General features: G+C 66.7%; 17 protein-coding genes. 9 read left to right on the top strand and 8 right to left on the bottom strand.

Annotated elements, in window-relative coordinates:
• Positions 1-5 precede the first annotated feature (5 nt).
• On the bottom strand, positions 6-173 hold the full coding sequence (locus ACTIEY_RS17950; RefSeq protein ID WP_439520512.1) for a hypothetical protein: 168 nt from the start codon (positions 171-173) through the stop codon (positions 6-8).
• Between ACTIEY_RS17950 and mltA the strand changes: the two genes are divergently transcribed.
• Positions 106-1,380, top strand: coding sequence for a murein transglycosylase A (mltA, locus tag ACTIEY_RS17945; protein ID WP_439520511.1), 1,275 nt, complete (start codon positions 106-108; stop codon positions 1,378-1,380). The two genes, ACTIEY_RS17950 and mltA, sit on opposite strands and share 68 nt — an antisense overlap.
• A gap of 3 nt (positions 1,381-1,383) precedes the next feature.
• Here mltA and ACTIEY_RS17940 read toward each other — a convergent pair whose 3' ends face one another.
• Positions 1,384-1,872, bottom strand: coding sequence for a hypothetical protein (locus tag ACTIEY_RS17940; protein WP_439520510.1), 489 nt, complete (start codon positions 1,870-1,872; stop codon positions 1,384-1,386).
• Between the two features lie 201 nt (positions 1,873-2,073).
• Here ACTIEY_RS17940 and ACTIEY_RS17935 point away from each other — a divergent pair, with 201 nt between their 5' ends.
• Genes ACTIEY_RS17935 through ACTIEY_RS17920 form a run of 4 tightly spaced genes read left to right on the top strand, consistent with a single transcriptional unit; the run spans position 2,074 to position 6,555 of the window.
• A complete protein-coding gene (locus ACTIEY_RS17935; RefSeq protein WP_439520509.1) occupies positions 2,074-2,667 on the top strand; it encodes a hypothetical protein in 594 nt (197 codons plus the stop codon).
• Between the two features lie 12 nt (positions 2,668-2,679).
• Positions 2,680-3,273 carry a hypothetical protein gene (locus ACTIEY_RS17930; protein ID WP_439520508.1) on the top strand — a complete coding sequence of 198 codons (594 nt, stop codon included), beginning with the start codon at positions 2,680-2,682 and terminating at the stop codon, positions 3,271-3,273.
• Between the two features lie 9 nt (positions 3,274-3,282).
• On the top strand, positions 3,283-4,026 hold the full coding sequence (locus tag ACTIEY_RS17925; protein ID WP_439520507.1) for a hypothetical protein: 744 nt from the start codon (positions 3,283-3,285) through the stop codon (positions 4,024-4,026).
• An 18-nt stretch (positions 4,027-4,044) separates the two neighbouring features.
• Positions 4,045-6,555, top strand: coding sequence for a hypothetical protein (locus tag ACTIEY_RS17920; RefSeq protein ID WP_439520506.1), 2,511 nt, complete (start codon positions 4,045-4,047; stop codon positions 6,553-6,555).
• A gap of 13 nt (positions 6,556-6,568) precedes the next feature.
• Here the strand turns inward: ACTIEY_RS17920 and ACTIEY_RS17915 are convergent, their stop codons facing one another.
• The 6 genes from ACTIEY_RS17915 to ACTIEY_RS17890 form a co-directional block, all read right to left on the bottom strand.
• Positions 6,569-8,536, bottom strand: a complete 1,968-nt coding sequence (locus tag ACTIEY_RS17915; RefSeq protein ID WP_439520505.1) for a hypothetical protein — start codon at positions 8,534-8,536, stop codon at positions 6,569-6,571.
• Positions 8,533-9,318 (bottom strand): COG1470 family protein, encoded by a 786-nt coding sequence (locus ACTIEY_RS17910; RefSeq protein WP_439520504.1) that lies wholly within the window; start codon positions 9,316-9,318, stop codon positions 8,533-8,535. The genes ACTIEY_RS17915 and ACTIEY_RS17910 overlap by 4 nt, the downstream gene beginning before the upstream one ends.
• 6 nt (positions 9,319-9,324) lie before the next feature.
• Complete coding sequence (locus tag ACTIEY_RS17905; protein WP_439520503.1) at positions 9,325-9,792, bottom strand: hypothetical protein; 468 nt, start codon at positions 9,790-9,792, stop codon at positions 9,325-9,327.
• Complete coding sequence (locus ACTIEY_RS17900; RefSeq protein ID WP_439520502.1) at positions 9,789-10,433, bottom strand: hypothetical protein; 645 nt, start codon at positions 10,431-10,433, stop codon at positions 9,789-9,791. Before ACTIEY_RS17900 ends, ACTIEY_RS17905 begins: the two co-directional genes overlap by 4 nt.
• The gene (locus tag ACTIEY_RS17895) at positions 10,433-11,035 is read right to left on the bottom strand and encodes a hypothetical protein (RefSeq protein WP_439520501.1); all 603 of its coding nucleotides are present in this window, start codon (positions 11,033-11,035) and stop codon (positions 10,433-10,435) included. Before ACTIEY_RS17895 ends, ACTIEY_RS17900 begins: the two co-directional genes overlap by 1 nt.
• A gap of 209 nt (positions 11,036-11,244) precedes the next feature.
• The gene (locus tag ACTIEY_RS17890) at positions 11,245-11,748 is read right to left on the bottom strand and encodes an Lrp/AsnC family transcriptional regulator (protein ID WP_439520500.1); all 504 of its coding nucleotides are present in this window, start codon (positions 11,746-11,748) and stop codon (positions 11,245-11,247) included.
• A 190-nt stretch (positions 11,749-11,938) separates the two neighbouring features.
• On the opposite strand from ACTIEY_RS17890, the gene ACTIEY_RS17885 reads away from it, so the two are divergent.
• The 4 genes from ACTIEY_RS17885 (at position 11,939) to secF (ending at position 18,950) form a co-directional block, all read left to right on the top strand.
• Positions 11,939-15,538 (top strand): indolepyruvate ferredoxin oxidoreductase family protein, encoded by a 3,600-nt coding sequence (locus tag ACTIEY_RS17885; protein ID WP_439520499.1) that lies wholly within the window; start codon positions 11,939-11,941, stop codon positions 15,536-15,538.
• A 116-nt stretch (positions 15,539-15,654) separates the two neighbouring features.
• Positions 15,655-15,975, top strand: a complete 321-nt coding sequence (gene yajC, locus ACTIEY_RS17880; protein ID WP_439520498.1) for a preprotein translocase subunit YajC — start codon at positions 15,655-15,657, stop codon at positions 15,973-15,975.
• 128 nt (positions 15,976-16,103) lie between these two features.
• On the top strand, positions 16,104-17,978 hold the full coding sequence (secD, locus tag ACTIEY_RS17875; protein WP_439520497.1) for a protein translocase subunit SecD: 1,875 nt from the start codon (positions 16,104-16,106) through the stop codon (positions 17,976-17,978).
• Between the two features lie 15 nt (positions 17,979-17,993).
• The gene (gene secF / locus ACTIEY_RS17870; protein WP_439520496.1) at positions 17,994-18,950 is read left to right on the top strand and encodes a protein translocase subunit SecF; all 957 of its coding nucleotides are present in this window, start codon (positions 17,994-17,996) and stop codon (positions 18,948-18,950) included.
• The last annotated feature ends 59 nt before the right edge of the window (positions 18,951-19,009 follow it).

The raw sequence follows: 19,009 nt of genomic DNA, 5'->3' as shown, positions 1-19,009 counted from the left end.
GCGGTTCAGTCGCGCCTGTCTTCGGAAGACGCGGGGTCTTCTTTCTTCTTCTGCTTTTCGGTTTCCGCCGCCTCGGGCAACTCGCCCTTTTTGCGGCCGGAGAACATGGTCCACCACACGATGAACACCAGCAACACCAGCGCGCCCAGCGCTTCAAGCAACAACAAGGTCATGGATCGGATTCAGGATGGGCCCGGCCTGTCGGCCGGAAGGTGGATGGCACGCGTGGGCCTGGGAGCGCTCATTGTAGGAAGCCTGGTCGCGTGCTCGGTGGGGGTGCGGCCGGATCCGCAGCCGGTGCCGGTGCCGGTGACACCCGCACCTGGCGTGGTCACGGTGCCGGACGACACGACGCTGCCCGCACCCATCCAGCGCGCCAGAAGCCGCTGGACGCCGGTGCGCTGGAGCGAGCTGCCCGGCTGGGGGCAGGACAGCCTGCACGAGGTGTGGAATGCCTGGGTGCGCGGTTGCGAGCGGCCCGCGCCGGGCCAGGCCACACCTTGCCGCGAAGTGCGCCAGCTCGCCATTGCCACGCCCGCCGAGCAGCAGGCCTGGGTGATGCGCCGCTTCCTGCCATACCGCGTGACCGAGATCGACGGCAGCGAGCCGCCCGGCCTGCTGACGGGCTACTACGAACCCATCATGAACGCCAGCCGTGTGCGCACCGAACAGCACCGCACGCCGTTGTATGGCCCGCCGCCCGGCCTGCGGCCCGACCAGCCCTGGTACAGCCGTCAGGACATCGACACGCTGCCCGCTGCACAGGCCGCGCTGCAGGGCCGCGCCATCGCCTGGCTGGCGGATCCCATCGATGCGCTGATCCTGCAGATCCAGGGCTCGGGCCGGCTCAACCTGGTGGAGAACAACGGCCAGATGCGGCAGGTGCGCGTGGCCTACGCCGCGCACAACGGCCACCCCTACCAGAGCGTGGGGCGCTGGCTGCTGGACCAGCGCGCCATCCGCGAAGCGTCGTGGGATGCCATCAAGGCCTGGGCGGCTCAGAATCCGCGCCGGCTCAACGAAATGCTGTGGAGCAACCCGCGCACGGTGTTCTTTCGGGAGGAAACGCTGAGCGAGCTGGACGCGCGCTTTGGCCCGCGCGGCGCGCAGGGTGTGCCGCTCACGCCGGGGCGTTCGATCGCCGTGGATCCGCTGAGCATCCCCTACGGCACGCCGGTGTGGCTGGCCACGCAGGGCACCACGCTGAACTTGCAGAAACTGGTGATGGCGCAGGACACCGGAGGCGCCATCGTGGGCGCTGTGCGCGCCGACCTGTTCACCGGCTGGGGCAGCTGGACCGACCCGGCCTACACGGTGGCGGCCGCGCTCAAGCAGCCGCTGCAGATGTGGGCGCTGCTGCCGCGGGAAATGGCGCGCTGACGCTCAGAGCGCGGTGATGTCGGTCTGCACCGGCCAGGCCATGGCCTTGGGCGATTCACCCGGCGCGGCATCGAATTCGTGCTGCAGCAGCAGGGTGTAGCGGCCGGGGCGCGCGGTGCACAGCCGGTAGCCATCGTCGACTTCCAGCAGTGTGATGCCGCTGTGCTGCGCGGCCTGCAGGCGCCAGCCGTCCACCTCGTCGGAATTCACCCGCATGGTCACGCAGAAGCCGCGCTTCATGTTGGAGACCACCACCAGCTTCTGCTGGGCGCTGAGGGCGCCTTCGGCAGGCAGGTTGAGCCGCGCGGGGTGGCTGTTTTCCAGCAGTTGCATCACCGGTGGAATGACGATGCGGAAGTCGAGCGACGCCCCGGCACTGCGCGATGGGCTGGCGAGGCTGCTCTCGCCCATGCCGGCCAGCGGCGTGAACAGCAAACCCACCGCCATCAGGGCGGCGGCGAGGCGGTTCGGGTGGGGCGTGAACTTGGGCATGACCCAACTATCGGCCCCTGATCCCTCAACTTGAGGGGCTTTTACCCGCCAGTTCCGGCGACCGCCTGGCGGCTGATCTTCCTTTTGTGTCGCGTTTCTATTGGACGAGGTCGGCAGATCGTCGTCTGGTTCCGCAATGAATTGACTTGATCGGAATTCGCCAAAGATGAATTCCCCTTATCCAACTCAAGAGGCCACACGATGCGCACCAATCGAATCCTTGCAGCCCTTCTGGGTCTTGTGCTCTCAGGTTCTTATGCGGCAACGCAGGGTACGCTGGGCGCGACTTCCACGGGCACCTTCACCAACACTTTCAACGGCACGGGCGTGCGGCAAGTGCAGATTCTGGGTCTGCAGGATGCCGTGGTCACACCAGACACCGGCCAGTTCTCTCCGGTCACGCAACACGGTAGCAACGTCTATTGGGGCGTCGCTGACCAGTTCTGCGTGGTGGACACGTACGGCGGTGCCGTGAACCTCACGGTCTCGGGCGACGAGTACGGCGGCCTCGATGGCCAGAGCCTGGTGGCCCGCGCGGCCAACGGTTCGCTGCTGGGCTACAAGCTGGCGTTCGAGTACATCGCGGACGTCGCCGTCTATGGCGTTTTCGACCAGGTGGACGACACGCTGACCATTCCCGCCGGCGCAGGCGACCCCAGTCTCTGCGCGGCCGGCAACATGCGAAAGGCCATCTTCGCCACCGACATCGACGATGTCTCGATCGCCGACGGCCCGCTGCCCGCCAACGGCAACGTGTACTTCAGCACGGTGACCGTCACCGCCACCCCGGTCTGAGGAGGCCCGATCATGCGAACCCATCGAATCCTCGCTGCCTGTCTGGCTCTCACGCTCTCGGGTGCTCATGCGGCCACGCAGGGCACACTGGGTGCGACGTCCACAGGCACCTTCACCAACACCTTCAACGGCACGGGCGTGCGCCAGGTGCAGATCCTCGGTCTGCAGGATGCCGTGGTCACACCGGACACCGGTCAGTTCGTGCCCATCACGAACCAGGGCAACAACAACTACTGGGGCGTGGCAGACCAGTTCTGCGTGGTGGACACGTATGGCGGCGCCGTGAGCCTGTCGGTATCGGCAGACGAATACGGCGGCCTGGACAACCAGACTCTGGTGGCGCGTGCGGCGAACGGCTCGTTGCTGGCCTATGGGATGAGCTTCGAGTACGTCCCGGATCCTTCCATCTTCAACGGGATCAACCAGGTGGCCACGACGCTGGTCATTCCCGCTGGCGTGGGCGACCCCAGCCTGTGCGCGGCCGGCAACGTTCGCAAGGCCGTCTTTGCGGCAGAGATCGACGGGGTCTCGGTGAAGAACGGCCCCTTGCCCGCCAATGGCAACGTGTACTTCAGCACGGTGACCATCACGGCCACGCCCAACTGAGGTCTCCTGATGTGGTGGTACCGTTTTCGATGGGTGTGGGCTGCGTTGTGCCTGCCGGTCTCGGCGCTGGCCCAGCAGGCCTGGTACATGGAATCCAGCACGCTCTTGCTGGAGCCGTCGAACCGGTACGTGACCACTGTGGTGGCGACCAACCCCACCTCGCAGCCGATCTACCTGAGGGCCAGCACCACGGCGCTGCGCACGAAGGAAGGTCGGCGCGAGCGCGCGCCCGACAGCGAGCAGGTGCTTTCGGTCTATCCCGCAGAGTTCGTGCTGCACCCCAACAGCTCGTTCGCCGTGAGGGTGGTGGCCGATGCCCGCAAGTTGAATGGCGTGAACCAGAGCTTCTACGTGAAACTGCGCGACATCTCGCACCTGGCGGCTGAAGGAACCGGCAGCGCCATGGCGGCCAGCACCGTGCTGGCGCACGAGGTGCTGGTGGCGGTGGGCGCGAGAAACGCCGTGGGGCTGACGCCGGAGATGTTCGACGTCGGCCGGGATGCCCAAGGCCAGTGGCGGCTGAAGAACCGCAGCGGTCAGCACGTGTTCCTGCAGGGTGGCTATGCCTGTCAGGACGCGCGCCAGACCCTTGACCGCTGCAGGAAGCTGAGCGGCTTCCCACGGCAGTCGGCCTTGATGGACGAAGAGACCCGGATACCCGCGCCGGACGCGCCCTACCTCGGGGTGTTGCTGCTGCCCAGCCTGGGTCCGCAGAGCCAGCCCCAGGCGCTCTTTGTCCAGGTCCCTCCCTGAGGCAAAAGGACGGGTGGAATGCCATGGAAGGGATGGATCCGCTTCGCCACGCTGTTGGCGGTGCTCTGCGGGTGGATCGTGATGGCGCACGCGCAGGTCTCGTTGCAGCGCAAGGCGCCACCCGGCTTTGACGCGCTGGAGGTTCGTTCGGTCGAGCAGCCGATTCATTTTCGGGGCCAGGCGCAACCGGGCATGGTGGTGGTGGTTCGCAGCCAGGCGGGTCGCACGGTCCAGGCGGGGGACACGGTGGTGGTTTCCCGGTCGTCCAGCAAGCCGCTCACCGCCCTGCTGGTCCAGCTCGGGGTGCATCCACGGGGCGCGCGCGCCTGGGTCGACCAGGCGGAATTCATCCTTGGCCAGAGCACGTGCCTTCCGTTGCAGCGCTCGTCGGACTGCATGCCTTTCTCGCTGGCGGCCGACGAGCAGGGGCAGGTGGCGCTGGGCTCGGATCAGGCGCGGCCACCCGACGCGCGAGATGGTGAACTGGCGCTGCTGGGCAGCGCCTACGCGTCGGCCAGTTGGGCATTGCAGGGCAAGGGAGCCTCGGGCGTGCGGCTGGGCCTGTCCACCCAGGGGATGGTGTCCTCGCGCGAGCATTACCTGGAGTACGACCTCCTGGCGAGCAACACCGGCCAGGCCAACGGGATTTCGCCCAACCTCTTGATGGTGGGCACGCGCCTGGACAGCGGGCTGGCGGCGCATGCCGGCCTGTTCCGGGCCGGCGGCATCGGCGGCGAGGCCAGCGCCACGCAGTTCTTCGTTCGTCCGCGCCTGCTGGGCGTGGCCCTGCGATCCGACGGCCGCATGCTCCAGCCGGGTGAGAGCGCGCAGGTGCGCATCACGTTGCTGGCGCCAGCCCGCGTCACCATCCTCTCCAACGGCGTGCAGCTGTATTCGGCCCTGCACGGCCTGGGCGAGCAGGTGATTGCGCTGCCGGGGCAGCCTGGCAACTTCGTCGATGTCCGCACCGAGAGCATGACGGGGGAGCTACAGGAATTCCAGGCCAGCGTCTTCGGCAGCGGGTCGAATGGCGAACAGCCGGCCTCGTGGCGATGGGAACTGGGCCAGACGGTTGCAGAGCCGGGCGGAGCGATCGGACGTCGCCCGTCCAGCCTGCTGCTGACGATGTCACACTCCGTGCCCCTGCAGGCGTTCAACGGCCAGGTCGCTGCGCAGTGGAGTTCGGGAGGGGCGGCGCGCCTGGGCTTCGGCCTGCTGCCTCGGACGGGGCGGTGGGGCGCGAGTGTGCACGTGGGCCAGCGCGGGGAGGCCGCTTTCAGCGGTTTTGCATCGGCGCGGCTGTTGAACCTGCTGCACACCGGCATCAGCCACACCCGCTACCGGGCGCCGTCGTGGCAGGGCGTGGCCGACACCAGCAGCCCGTGTCTGCTCGACCGCACGCTGTGCTATGCCAGCCGTTCGCAGACGCGCAGTTCGCTGTCAATGAGCCTGGTGGATTTTCCGTTGCACCTGAGCCTGAACGACTCGCGCAGTGGCGCGTTCGCCAGCCGTCAACTGCTGCTGCGCACGTCCATACCCGTGCACCTGGGTTCCACCCGCACGAACCTGCAACTGGGCTACCGCCAGATGCATCCCACGGGCGACCGGGCCGTGTTTGCTTTCCTGACCTTCACGCTGGGGACGGGCGCCACGCTGGTCAACACCTCGCTGAGCGTGCAGCGCGATGGTCGCGCCGACCTGGCTGCGGGTTATTCGCACCGCATCGACGACGTGTGGGACGCCCCGGCGTCGATCTCGCAGTCGGTCTCCGGCCACGCCGGCGCAGGTTCGACGCCGCCTTCGTTCCACCACCAGTTCACCGGCCGGGCCGGGCCTGTGGGAACGCAGCTGTCGGCCAGCCACGGAGGGCTCGGTTCGGGGTTCGTCAGCGCATCGGCCACCGCCAGCTACGGCCTGTCCCATGGACGACTGGCGTTCACGCGGTACCGGCCGGAACTCGGCCAGCTCGCCCTGGCGCCCACCACCATGGCAGCCCTCAAGGTGGTGAACGACTCCGCCGATGACCAGATGGTCACGCTCGGGCTGCGCACCCTGGCCGTGCCAGCCAATTCGAGCTTGCTGATACCGGCGCAGGTTGGTCATTCGCCCGACGTCAAGGTGGCACCGGGACCGGTGGAGGATGCGGGCCGGCTGGCCATGCCGTCCTATCTGTTTGCCGGCAACATCCATGAGGTCCGGGTGCGCAGCGGCGGATGGCACCGCGTGCGGTTCGTGAAGCCCTCTGCCGATGGCACAGGGCCGCAAGCCTTGAAGGTGTCGCATGTCCGGAGCCGTCTCGATGGCGCGGAGGAACGCATCTACCAGGATGCGCAGGGCTATGCCTTCATGTTCGAGTCGTTGACCGAAGGCCCGTTGGTGAGGTACCTGGACGTGCCGTCCGGGCGCAGCACGCTGGCCTACCGTTGCGAGGCGAACCTCTCCGGCGCCGAGGTGGCGCCAGGCATCTACCCGGAAGTGGAATTCCAGTGCGCAGCGTCGACACAGGGAAGCACCCCGTCCGGACGATGAGCAGCGCACGGCGTCACTCGCTGCGCTGCACCGGAATCGTCAGGCCCACGCTCTCGCGGATGCGCACGTCCACCTTGACCTGGCCCTGGTCCACCACGGCCCAGGGCAGTGGCAGCGTTTCGTTGCGCACGCTGAGCGTGCGCGGCCCGCTGGCCACGAACGGGAATTCGAACCGTCCCTGCGGGTCGGTGCGCACGGCGTAGCGGTTGTCCAGGTAGACGGTGACGTTGGGCACGCCGGTCTCGCTGGCTTCCTGCGTGCCGCTGCGGTTGGCGTCGAAATACACCGTGCCTTCGATGCGTCCGCCGCCGTCCGTGGGCCGCCCGCCGAGCGGCGCGCTGCGGGTGCCGGCTTCGAGCTCATAGCGCAGCACGGCGTAGAACGAGCGGTCTGAAAGCGGCACCACCACCGGCGTGAAGGGGGCAAGCGGGTCCAGTGAGGTGACGAAGCGGTTGCGACCGGTGGAGCGGTTGTAGTTGGCCTCCACGCTCCAGTGCCGGTCGAAGCGCCAGTCGGCGCCCAGGTTCATGCTGTGGCGCGACTGGCCGGAACTGCCGCGCTCGGTGGTGAGGTTGCCGCGCAGCCCCGCCCGGCCCGAGAGTGGCATGGCCAGGCTCATGGCCGCGCTCCACAGCGATTCGGCGGGCTGGTCGAACAGGGCGCCGTTGCGGCCCAGCCCGAGGCTGGTGGCGAACGACCAGCCCTGTGGCACCAGCCAGTCCTGATCCCAGGTGAGGCGGCTCGAGTCGTAGTCGGTGTCGCCCTGCGTGAGTTCAAGGCGCAGGCCGCTCGTGCCCCAGCCGTTCTGGAAGCGCCAGTCGCCGTAGGTGCTCCAGGCGTTGCCATTGAACTGCCGCACGGTGGCGCCCGCGCCCACGGTGTGGTCGCGGTTGAGCCGCCAGCGCGCCGAGCCGGTGGCGAAGTAGCCGCTGGCATTGCGACCGCTCACCGAATCGAGCCAGTCGACCGAGCCCTCGGCCGACCACTGGCGCGTGCGCCAGCTCGAGCGCGCGTAGGCGCCCACGATGTCGTTGGCCAGCGGTTGCTGCGCCCAGCTCAGGTCGGGCTCAAGCCGGTAGGCGCCCAGCCCATGCTTGCGCGGACCATCGTCCCATTCGCCATCGATCCAGAATCCCTGGCGATCGCCGGGCACGTTGCTGGCCTGCGTGTGAACGAACTGACCCTGGATGCGGTGTTCTGCGCCTTCGTTGCGCAGCGCGAACAGCGTGGAGTTGGCGTCGATCAGGTCGCTCGCCTGCGTGGGCACGTCCAGGTTGGACACGCCGCGCGCGTCCTCGTGTTGCATGGCCACCGTCCAGCCCTGGTTTGCCAGCGGTGACGGGTTGTTGGCGTTGATGCGCCACTGGCCGCCGAAAGTGGTGCGCTGGCCGGGAATCTTGCGAAAGCCGCTCGCCGGCAGGAAGTCGAGCCGGCCGGACTCGCCCGTGCTGGCCTGCAACTGCAGCCCTTTGCCCGGGTTCTCCCATTCGCCGCTGATGCCCTGCACGATGGACGAGGGCACGAAGATGCGGGTGGGCAGGCGGGTGATGGCGGGTGCTGGCGGATTGATCACGCCAAGCTCGTGGTTGCCCAGCCAGCCGCCGGCCAGCGGCATGGCGCGCTGGCGCAGGGTGACGGCGCCGACGCTGTCGCTGGGTGCGTAGGTGCCGTCGATCGACAAGGTGCCGTGGTTGGGCGTCTCCAGCAGGCCGTAGATGCCGTAGCCGATGCGCGCGCGGTTCGTCACGTCGAAAGGCTGCGTGCCCAGCCGGGTCTCGAGCCGCAGGAAGCGCGGCCAGCCATCGCGGTTGTAGTCAGCGGCATCGTCTGCCTCCGCCGGCTCGGGTGGCAGGTTCTCGATCACGCGGTCCACGTAGCCGCTGGCGGGTGGCGCCGGGGCTTGTGTCCAACCCGTGATGGGAGCGGAGAGACCCAGTATGGCCAGCAGGCAGTGGGCAGAGCGGGCCGCCGCTCCCGTCATGGGGCGAAGCTCGCGTCCAGTGGCAGGCGGTTCTTGCCCCATTCCAGGTTGCCCTTGACCGTGAGCGGAAAGCGCACTTCGGGCGCCTGCTTGCCGTCTTCGACCACCGGCATCAGGCCGATGCTCCGGGTTTCGCCCGGCAGGATGGGCAGATCGGCGGGCGCCATTTCCAGGCGTGCGCCACTGGCGTCGGTGCCGTTGACGAAACCTTCCAGGCGCCCGTGGGCGTTGCCGGTGTTGCGCACGTCGATCACGGCCGTGTTCTTGCCGTCGACCTTCACCACGCGCGTGCGTGCAAGGTCCAGCCGGGGCTGGGCGTCGCCCACGGTGGCGTAGACGATCACGCCGATGCGGCCCCCGACGGGGAAGTTCAGGTCGCCCTGCACGCGCGCCGGCTCCAGGCCTTCGACCATGATCGCGAAACGGCATTCACGCGCGGGCGTGCCGGGCGGCGGCGTGATCTCGAAGCGGTAGCGGTAGCGCGCACCGGGCTCCACGGTGACCTCGCGCCGCTCCACGGCCACCCAGGGGCGGCAACTGTCGGGCGCCAGCGTGTCGCTGAAGGCGACCGAGCTGTCGGGCAGGAAAGACCAGTCGTTCGTGTAGACGCGGTAGTTGCCCTTTTGTATCCCCACGTGCTGGATCTCCAGCACCTGGCGCAGGGTCTGGCCGGCATCGACCTGCACCTCGAACCGGGGCGGGGTGATATAGGCAGCGAAGCCCTGGGCAAGCGCGCCCAGCGGCGCGAGGGCGATCAGACTGCAAAGGACACGGATCAGCATGGGCATTCAGTCCACATCCAGTTCGAAATGGAAGTTCAGGCGCCGCGAGTTCGACTGCCAGTCGGCGTTCGAGCGCAGCCGCACCTGCAGCTGGTCCTCCAGTGTGGCACCGGGAATTGCGCCTGCAAACACCAGCGCGCGCTCGCCCGACACCAGGCGCCCGGGTTGCAGGCGCCCCTGTGAAGACCAGGTCGCCTCGACATCGGACGCCTGGTCGCGCGGCAGCACCATGTAGATCCGACCCGTGCGGCCGACCCAGCTGCGGGTGTCGATGCGGATGTTCACGCGCACCCAGGCTTCCATGCCGCCGGCGTAGGCCTGCCCCGAACGGATGGGCAGCCATTGCATCTGCACATTGGGCGGCACGGTGTAGCTCAGCGAATCGTCGAGCCGGTGCGGATTCGCCCAGAGTGCGGGGCTGAGCAATGCTCCGCCCAGTGCCAGTGCCAGGGCAAGAAGCTGACCCTTCTTCATGGGCTGCTCAGCGTGTAGGTCACGCGCCCGTTGTAGGTGCCGGCCGCGCGCACCGCGCTGTTGGCGAAGGTGAAGGCGTGGCAGTTCTCGAGGTAGGTGTTGCCGGGCACGGTGGCCAGGGTCTGCGTGGCGCCGTTGAACGTGCCGGCGGGAATCACGTTGGGCACACCGCTGCCGGGCGCGGAAACCGTCCAGCTGATTTCGTTGAACGGGATGCTGTCGCCGTTGGCGTTGGTGAGGCCGCCCACCGAGCTCACGCTGAGGGTGGCGCTGGTGGCGCCGCTGTTGCGACGGTACCCGGCGCCCACCATGATCGCACTGGCCGGCGTCGGGCAGGTGTTGTTGCCGTCGCCGTACAGACTGAACGACTGCGTGCTGTTTGTCGTCATGGCCTGCGGCGTGCCGTTGCCGAGCTGCGCCACCGGCACCGAGACCTGCACCAGGTTGATGGCGCCGCTCGTGCCGGCGGTCCCGTTCAGGGTGCCACTCGAGCCACTCAACGCGCCGTCGCCCACATGAAGAAAAAGGCGGCGGCTGCCCGAGGTGATCGACAGCGACCACGCATGGGCTGCAGCCACCTCCAGCAACAGCAGCGAAGCAAGACAGGCCCGCGCCACGTGGCGGGCCACGCGCTCGGACATCAGGGCATCGAAGCGGTGTAGGTCACGCGGCCGTTGGTGGTGCCGTAGGTACCCGGGGCCACCACGGCGGCGTTGGCGTAGCTGAAGGTCCAGTTGGCCGAGCGGTCGGTGACGCGGGTGCCCGAAGAGATTGTCACGTTGCTGCCGGCGCCCGTGCCGGTCAGGGGAATGGCCGGGCTGGGCAACGCGGCCAGGCTGCTGACCGCGCTGATCTGCGTCCAGGGAATGGTGTCGGCGGTCGCATTGGTCAGGGCGCCGGTGGTGGCAGCGGTCAGCACGATCTGGCCGTTGTTGCCCATCACGCGAACCGGAACCACGTTGCCGGTGATGGTGCCAGCGACAGCGGCAGCGCCGCCACCGACGGCAGCGGGGTTGGAGGTGTAGTCGAAGGTCACCGTGTCGATGGTGGTGTTGTTGGCCAGGCCGGTGGAGCCGGTGCCCACGCCCAGGAACAGCACGCGGGGCACGATCACCCGGAAGTCCAGGCGCGCGGTGGCGCCGCCGGTGCCGCCCACCACGAGTTGCGATTCGGCAGAAGCCAGGAACGGGGTGGCCATGGCCAGAGCCAGGGCGGACTTGAGCATCAGGGAAGAAGATTTCACGACGTTTCCTTCAATAAGTGCAGCGGAGAGTGGGCTGAGCACTTTCCGGTACCCGTTCCACGGTGGATGACGGAGCGGATGTTACGGAAAGATACCCACCCCCGCAAGGTTCACTGATGGAAAAATCTCACACTTTTCAAGCACTTACAGCGACTTTGTCAGTCAACGGTTAAAAGACGGGGATGAGCGGTGCACAAAAGTGCTCAAGTTCACGGCGTTTTTGCCGTGCTCGTACTTCTGGCTAACAAATGCGACAGCGGCAAGGCGCTACCGGACTTCACTTCTCCGAGGGAAAAGCTGGTGTGCAGGTCCTTCACATTGGGGAGGTTGAGCAGCACTTCGCGCGCGAACTGGCTGAAGTGGTTCAGGTCCCGACTGACCACCTGCAGTTCGAAGGTGCCGGAACCGCTGATGTAGTGGCACGACACCACCTCGGGAATGCCCCGGATCGCGTTCTCCATGGTGCGGGTGACGTCGCCGCTGTTCCGGTCGGCGTCCAGCCGCACGAAGGCCAGCACGCCCAGGCCGATCTTCTCGCGGTCGATTTCCGCCCGATAGCCCCGGATGAATCCCGCCTCCTCCAGCGCGCGCACCCGGCGCCAGCAAGGCGCCGCGGACAGGCCCACGCGCTGCGCCAGTTCGGCGTTGGTCAGGCGGCCATCGGTTTGCAGTTCTTGCAGGATGGCGATGTCAAACTTGTCGAGTGTTTCCATGGTGGCGCAATTCTAGAAAGATTCTTTCTGGACGTCGGGGAAATCGAGCATCAAACGCAAACACCTGTCAGCCACCCGGGCATACACTGTGCGCCACACTGGGGGCGGACATCTACCCGATGCCCGCCCCTTCCCACGACCTGAAACGACGCGCCCACGAAGCGAACCGTCCAACCCGGAGACAAAACCCATGAACGCCCCCCTGCCCGAACACATCCGCCGCGCACTGGAAACCGTCACGCTCGACGACAAGTACGCACTGGACACCGGGCGCGCTTTCATGAGTGGCGTGCAGGCGCTGGTCAAGCTGCCCATGCTGCAGCGCCAGCGAGACGCCCTGCAGGGCAAGAACACCGCGGGCTTCATCAGCGGATACCGGGGCTCGCCGCTCGGCGGTTACGACCAGGCCCTGCAGAAAGCCGCGCCCTTCCTGAAAGCGCAGAACATCGTGTTCCAGCCCGGCGTGAACGAAGAGCTGGCGGCCACCGCGCTCTGGGGCACCCAGCAACTGGGCTTTGCGCCGCCCGGCACCAACAAGTTCGACGGCGTCTTTGGCATCTGGTACGGCAAAGGCCCGGGGGTCGACCGCTGTTCCGACGTGTTCAAGCACGCCAACATGGCCGGCACCACCGCCTGGGGCGGCGTGATCGCCGTCGCCGGTGACGACCACGTGGCCAAGAGTTCCACCGCCGCGCACCAGAGCGACCACATCTTCAAGGCCTGCGGCCTGCCGGTGTTCTTCCCCACCTCCGTGCAGGACATCCTGGACCTGGGCCTGCACGCCATCGCCATGAGTCGCTTCAGCGGCGTCTGGTCCGGCATGAAGACGATCCAGGAGATCGTCGAGTCCAGCGCCACCGCCCTCATCGATCCCGATCGCGTGAACATCGTGATTCCCGAGTTCGAGATGCCTCCGGGCGGCCTGCACATCCGCTGGCCCGACCACGCACTGGACCAGGAAGCGCGCCTGTTCGACTACAAGTGGTACGCCGCCCTGGCCTACATCCGTGCCAACAAGCTCAACCACAACGTGATCGCCGGCCCGAACGACCGGTTTGGCGTGATCGCCAGCGGCAAGGCCTACAACGACACGCGCCAGGCCCTGCTCGATCTCGGGCTGGACGACGACACCTGCCGCCGCATCGGTCTGCGCCTGCACAAGGTGGCGGTGGTCTGGCCGCTGGAAGCGCAGACCACGCGCGAGTTCGCCACCGGCCTGCGCGAGATCCTGGTGGTGGAGGAAAAACGCCAGGTCATCGAATACCAGCTCAAAGAAGAGCTCTACAACTGGCGCCCTGACGTGCGGCCCAATGTGCTGGGCAAGTTCGAGGAAGTCGAAGGCGACTTCAGCGGCGGCGAGTGGTCCATGCCGAACCCGAGCGCGCGCACGTTGCTGCGCGCCAATGCGGATCTGTCGCCCGCGATCATTTCGCGTGCCATTGCCAAGCGCCTGAAGAAGATGGGTGGCGTGCCCGAGGACGTGATGGCGCGCATCGATTCCCAGCTTGCGATCCTCAACGCGCAGGAACAGTCGCTGCAGACGCTGCTCACGCAGGGCGTGGCCGGTGCCGAGCGCCAGCCCTGGTTCTGTTCGGGCTGCCCGCACAACACCAGCACCGTGGTGCCCGAAGGTTCGCGCGCCATGGCTGGCATCGGTTGCCACTTCATGACGATCTGGATGGACCGCGCCACCGTGGGCTTCACCCAGATGGGCGGCGAGGGCGTGCCATGGGTCGGCCAGCAACCGTTCAGCAAGGACCAGCACATGTTCGCCAACCTGGGCGACGGCACCTATTTCCACAGCGGCCTGCTGGCGGTGCGCCAGAGCATTGCGGCCGATGTGAACATCACTTACAAGATCCTCTACAACGACGCCGTGGCCATGACCGGTGGCCAGCAGGTCGGGGAGCGCCCCGAGGGCCACAGCGTGGTGCAGATCGCGCAGAGCATGCGTGCCGAAGGCGCGGTGAAGATCACCATCGTCACCGACGAGCCCGAGAAGTACGACAGCGTCACCGGCCTGCCTTCGGGCATCGCCATCCAGCACCGCGACACGCTGGACGCCGTGCAGCGCGAGTTCCGCGAAATCAAGGGCACCACGGTCATCATTTACGACCAGACCTGCGCCACCGAAAAGCGTCGCCGCCGCAAGCGCGGCACCATGGTCGATCCGGAAAAGCGCGTCGTCATCAACGAACTGGTGTGCGAGGGTTGTGGCGATTGCGGCGTGCAGTCGAACTGCCTCTCGGTCGAGCCGCTGGAGACCGAATTCGGCCGCAAGCGCACCATCAACCAGAGCACCTGCAACAAGGATTTCTCGTGCGTCAAGGGCTTCTGCCCGAGCTTCGTCACGGTGGAAGGTGGCCAGTTGCGCAAGCAGGACAAGAAGAGCGCCAAGGTGGAATGGACCGGTGGTGCCCTCCCCCATCCGTCCCTGCCGGTGCTGGGCACCGAGCCGTGGGGCGTGATCGTCGCCGGCGTCGGTGGCACGGGTGTCATCACCATCGGCCAGTTGCTCGGCGTGGCCGCGCACCTGGAAGGCAAGGGCATCGTCACGCAGGACGCGGCCGGCCTGGCGCAAAAGGGCGGCGCCACCTGGAGCCACGTGATCATCGGCGCGCACCAGGACGACATCCGCACCACGCGCGTGGCCTCTGCCTCAGCCGACCTCGTGCTGGGCTGCGACCCCATCGTGAGTGCCCACAAGGAAACCTGGCAGCGCCTGCGCGCGGGACGCTCGCACGTGGCGCTGAACGCCAACGCCACGCCCACCGCGGCATTCGTGCGCAACGCCGACTGGCAGAACCCGGCGCAAGCTTGCGTGGACGCGCTCGTGGGCAACCTGGGCGTGGAAGCCGTTGGCGTCTTCGATGCAGAGACGGCCGCCACGCGCCTCATGGGCGACAGCCTCTACACCAACCCCATGATGCTGGGCTACGCTTGGCAGCGCGGCTGGGTGCCGCTGGGTCTTGCCGCGCTCATGCGCGCCATGGAACTCAATGCCGTGCAAGTGGACAAGAACAAGGTCGCCTTCGAGTGGGGCCGCCGCGCCGCGCACGACCTCAAGGCGGTGCAGTCGCTCTGGCAGAAGACCGGTGCGGGCGAGCAGGTGATCCAGTTCAAGAAGCGCGAATCGTTGGACGACCTGATCGCACGTCGGGTGGAGTTCCTCACCGGTTACCAGAGCCGGGCCTACGCGGGTGAATACGAACATTTCGTGGCCCGGGTGCGCACCGCCGAGGCAGCCCTGGGCAAGTCCACACTGAGCGAGGCCGTGGTGCGCAACCTTTTCAAGCTCATGGCCTACAAGGATGAGTACGAAGTGGCCCGACTGCACAGCGACCCCAGCTTCCACGCCCGCCTGGCCAGCCAGTTCGAAGGCGACTTCAAGCTCAAGGTGCACCTGGCGCCCCCGCTGATTGCAAAGAAGAACGCGCGGGGCGAGCTGATCAAGCGTCCCTTTGGCCCTTTCATGTTCACGGTGTTCCGGGTGCTGGCCCGCTTCAAGGGCCTGCGCGGAACGGCGCTCGATATCTTTGGTCGCACCGAGGAACGCCGCACCGAGCGCGCACTCATCGCCGAATACCGGGCCGACGTGGAAGCCTTGCTCGGCAACCTGAATGAGTTCAACCACGCGGTGGCCGTGGATCTGGCGCGCCTGCCCGAGCAGATCAAGGGCTTCGGCCACGTCAAGGAACGCAACCTGGTCGCCGCACGAGGCCGGCGCGACGCGCTGCTGGCCCAATGGCAGCAGGCCGGCACATCCCCGGCCATGGCCCGCGCTGCTTGAAGGCCACGCGAACCGCCGCATACAATGGCCGGTTGAGTGCAGGCCGCCCGGCCGCGCCTTTCAGGCGCCCCGGGCGATTGGCATTGTCGTGACCCTGAATCTGTTGGAGACCTCCCGTGTTCATTTCCTCTGCCTACGCCCAAGCCGCTGCCGGTGGCGACACCCAATCGACCCTGCTGGGCATGCTGCCGCTGGTGCTGATGTTCGTGGTGCTGTATTTCGTGATGATCCGCCCCCAGCTCAAGCGCCAGAAGGAGCACAAGGCCCTGGTCGAGGCGCTGGCCAAGGGCGACGAGGTCGTCACCGCCGGTGGTTTCCTCGGCAAGGTGTCCAAGATCGGTGAAATTTACGTCGGTGTGGAACTTGCCGACGGGATGGAAGTCCAGATGCAGCGCACCGCCGTGGTCCAGGTGCTGCCCAAAGGCACGATCAAATAAGCACCCCTGCACGGGCCGGCATTGGCTGGCCCGTTCCCCCCTCAAGGGGGCAACGCGAGCGGCCCGGCGGAGCCGGTTCCGCCGCGTTTCTGGATGGATACCTTTCACGCCACCTTGGCCCGCTGCTCATGAACCGATACCCGATCTGGAAGTACGCGATCATCCTGATCGTTCTGGTGGTCAGCGCCATCTACGCGTTGCCCAACCTGTTTGGCGAATCACCCGCCGTGCAGGTGTCGGCGGGCCGCTCCACGGTGCGCATCGACACGGGCACGATCACGCGGGTGGAGCAGACGCTGGCAGCCCAGGGCATTCAGCCTTCGCTGGTGCAGCTCGACGCCAGTTCGGTCAAGGTGCGTTTCGAGGACACCGACACCCAGCTCAAGGCGCGTGATGCGCTGGACAAGGCCTTCAACCCCGATCCTGCCGACGCCGGACATGTCGTGGCGCTCAACCTGCTGCCGCGCACGCCGGCCTGGCTGGCGTCGCTCGGTGCTTCGCCCATGTACCTCGGCCTTGATTTGCGCGGCGGCGTGCACTTCATGCTTCAGGTGGACATGGCCGCGGCCCTGCAGCGCCGCGCCGATGTGCTGACCGCCGACCTGCGCACCTTGCTGCGCGAGAGGGGTGTGCGCCACGGCGGCATTGGACGCAATGGCGAGACGATCGAACTGCGGGCTGGTGATGCCCAGACCCTGGCCACAGCGCGCGACCTGGTGCGCACCCAGTTTGCCGACCTGCAAACCACCGAAACGTCGGATTTCCGCTTGCTGGCCACGATCGCTCCCGAAGCCGCCCGACGCGTCCAGGAGCAGGCACTCAAGCAGAACATCACCACCCTGCACAACCGCATCAACGAACTGGGCGTGGCCGAGCCGGTGATCCAGCAGCAGGGCATCGACCGCATCGTGGTTCAACTCCCGGGTGTGCAGGACACGGCGAAAGCGAAGGACATTCTCGGCCGCACCGCGACGCTGGAACTGCGGCTGGTGGATGAGAGCACCGACGGACTTGCTGCTGAACGCGGGACCGGGGCGGTACCTTTCGGCTCCGAACGTTATCCCGAGCGCAATGGTCGCGCCGTCATCGTCAAGCGCGAGGTCCTGCTGACCGGCGAGAACCTCACGGACGCTCAGGCCGGCTTCGACAGCCAGACCCAGGAAGCGGCCGTGCACCTCACGCTGGACGCCAAAGGCACACGCGTGTTCCGCGACATCACGCGCGACAACGTCGGCAAGCGCATGGCCATCATCCTGTTCGAGAAGGGTCGCGGCGAGGTGGTGACGGCACCGGTGATCCGCGGCGAAATCGGTGGCGGACGCGTGCAGATCTCGGGTGCCATGACCAGCGTCGAGGCGACCGACACCGCGTTGCTGCTTCGGGCTGGCTCGCTCGCGGCGCCCATGGAGATCGTCGAAGAACGCACGATCGGCCCCAGCTTGGGCGCGGAGAACATCGCAAAGGGCTTCAACAGTGTGCTGTGGGGCTTCATCGCCATCGTGGTGTTCATGTGCATCTACTACGCGCTGTTCGGCGCTTTCTCCAGTCTCGCGCTGGGGTTCAATGTGCTGCTGCTGGTGTCGCTGCTGTCCATGTTGCAGGCCACACTCACGCTGCCCGGTATCGCCGCCATGGCGCTGGCGCTGGGCATGGCGATCGATTCCAACGTGCTGATCAACGAGCGCGTACGGGAAGAGTTGCGTCGCGGTGCTTCGCCGCAAATGGCGATCAACGCCGGCTACGACAATGCGTGGTCCACCATCCTGGACTCGAACGTCACCTCGCTGATCGCCGGCGTCGCGCTGCTGATCTTCGGTTCGGGTCCCGTTCGGGGTTTTGCCGTGGTGCATTGCCTGGGCATTGTCACCAGCATGTTTTCCTCGGTGTTCTTCTCGCGTGGTGTGGTCAATTTCTGGTACGGCCGCCAGAAGAAGCTCAAGACCGTCTCCATCGGCACTGTCTGGCGGCCGGATGGTCAGACCCCCGCCGTCAAGGGCGATTGAGCAAGGACGCATACCATGGAATTCTTCCGCATTCGCCGCGACATCCCGTTCATGAAGCACGCCCTCGTGCTCAACGCGATCTCGTTCATCACATTCATCGCCGCGGTCTTCTTTCTCACCACGCGCGGACTGCACCTGTCAGTGGAGTTCACGGGCGGCACGGTGATGGAGGTCGCTTACGAGCAGCCGGCCGATCTTGAATCGGTGCGCAAGGTCATCGAGGGACTGGGTTACCAGGAGGTTCCGGTGCAGAACTTCGGCACGTCGCGCGATGTGCTGCTGCGCCTTCCTGCCATGCAGGGCCAGAGTTCGGGTCAGCAGAGCGAGACGGTGCTGGCGGCGCTCAAGGCACAGAACCCGGCCGTGGAACTGCGGCGCACCGAGTTCGTGGGGCCACAGGTTGGGCAGGAGCTGGTGGCCAATGGACTCAAGGCGCTGGGCCTGGTGATCGTGGGCATCATGATCTACCTGGCCTTCCGGTTCGAATGGAAGTACGCGGTGTCGGCCATCATTGCCAACCTGCACGACGTGATCATCATCCTGGGCTTCTTCGCCTTCTTCCAGTGGGAATTCTCGCTTGCCGTGCTGGCTGCGGTTCTGGCCGTGCTGGGCTACTCGGTCAACGAGTCCGTGGTGATCTTCGACCGCATTCGCGAGACGTTCCGCCGGCAGCGCAAGATGACACCCCACCAGGTCATCGACCACGCCATCACCTCCACCATCAGTCGCACCATCATCACCCACGGTTCCACCCAGGCCATGGTGCTGTCCATGCTGATCTTCGGTGGCCCCACGCTCTTTTACTTCTCGCTGGCGCTCACGATCGGCATCTGTTTCGGCATCTATTCCTCGGTGTTCGTGGGTGCGGCGGTCGCCATGTGGCTGGGCATCAAGCGCGAAGACCTGATCAAGTCCTCCGGTACCAAGAACGACGGCGACCCCGGCGATCCAAACTCCGGAGCTGTCGTTTAAGCGCCAAGATCGGGCCTCCCCGGGTCCGGAGCGGCCCGTGGGCCGGGTGTTGACGGAGC

The organism is Hydrogenophaga sp., from assembly GCF_051858985.1.
Classification (GTDB): Bacteria; Pseudomonadota; Gammaproteobacteria; order Burkholderiales; family Burkholderiaceae_C; genus Hydrogenophaga.
This window is presented reverse-complemented; position numbering and strand designations above follow the sequence as displayed.

Excerpts from the sequence above, each read along its gene's own strand:
- mltA (WP_439520511.1), top strand. The coding sequence starts at position 106 with ATGGTCCACCACACGATGAACACCAGCAACACCAGCGCGCCCAGCGCT.
- ACTIEY_RS17950 (WP_439520512.1), bottom strand. The coding sequence starts at position 173 with ATGACCTTGTTGTTGCTTGAAGCGCTGGGCGCGCTGGTGTTGCTGGTG.
- ACTIEY_RS17940 (WP_439520510.1), bottom strand. The coding sequence starts at position 1,872 with ATGCCCAAGTTCACGCCCCACCCGAACCGCCTCGCCGCCGCCCTGATG.
- ACTIEY_RS17935 (WP_439520509.1), top strand. The coding sequence starts at position 2,074 with ATGCGCACCAATCGAATCCTTGCAGCCCTTCTGGGTCTTGTGCTCTCA.
- ACTIEY_RS17930 (WP_439520508.1), top strand. The coding sequence starts at position 2,680 with ATGCGAACCCATCGAATCCTCGCTGCCTGTCTGGCTCTCACGCTCTCG.
- ACTIEY_RS17925 (WP_439520507.1), top strand. The coding sequence starts at position 3,283 with ATGTGGTGGTACCGTTTTCGATGGGTGTGGGCTGCGTTGTGCCTGCCG.
- ACTIEY_RS17920 (WP_439520506.1), top strand. The coding sequence starts at position 4,045 with ATGCCATGGAAGGGATGGATCCGCTTCGCCACGCTGTTGGCGGTGCTC.
- ACTIEY_RS17915 (WP_439520505.1), bottom strand. The coding sequence starts at position 8,536 with ATGACGGGAGCGGCGGCCCGCTCTGCCCACTGCCTGCTGGCCATACTG.
- ACTIEY_RS17910 (WP_439520504.1), bottom strand. The coding sequence starts at position 9,318 with ATGCTGATCCGTGTCCTTTGCAGTCTGATCGCCCTCGCGCCGCTGGGC.
- ACTIEY_RS17905 (WP_439520503.1), bottom strand. The coding sequence starts at position 9,792 with ATGAAGAAGGGTCAGCTTCTTGCCCTGGCACTGGCACTGGGCGGAGCA.
- ACTIEY_RS17900 (WP_439520502.1), bottom strand. The coding sequence starts at position 10,433 with ATGTCCGAGCGCGTGGCCCGCCACGTGGCGCGGGCCTGTCTTGCTTCG.
- ACTIEY_RS17890 (WP_439520500.1), bottom strand. The coding sequence starts at position 11,748 with ATGGAAACACTCGACAAGTTTGACATCGCCATCCTGCAAGAACTGCAA.
- ACTIEY_RS17885 (WP_439520499.1), top strand. The coding sequence starts at position 11,939 with ATGAACGCCCCCCTGCCCGAACACATCCGCCGCGCACTGGAAACCGTC.
- secD (WP_439520497.1), top strand. The coding sequence starts at position 16,104 with ATGAACCGATACCCGATCTGGAAGTACGCGATCATCCTGATCGTTCTG.
- secF (WP_439520496.1), top strand. The coding sequence starts at position 17,994 with ATGGAATTCTTCCGCATTCGCCGCGACATCCCGTTCATGAAGCACGCC.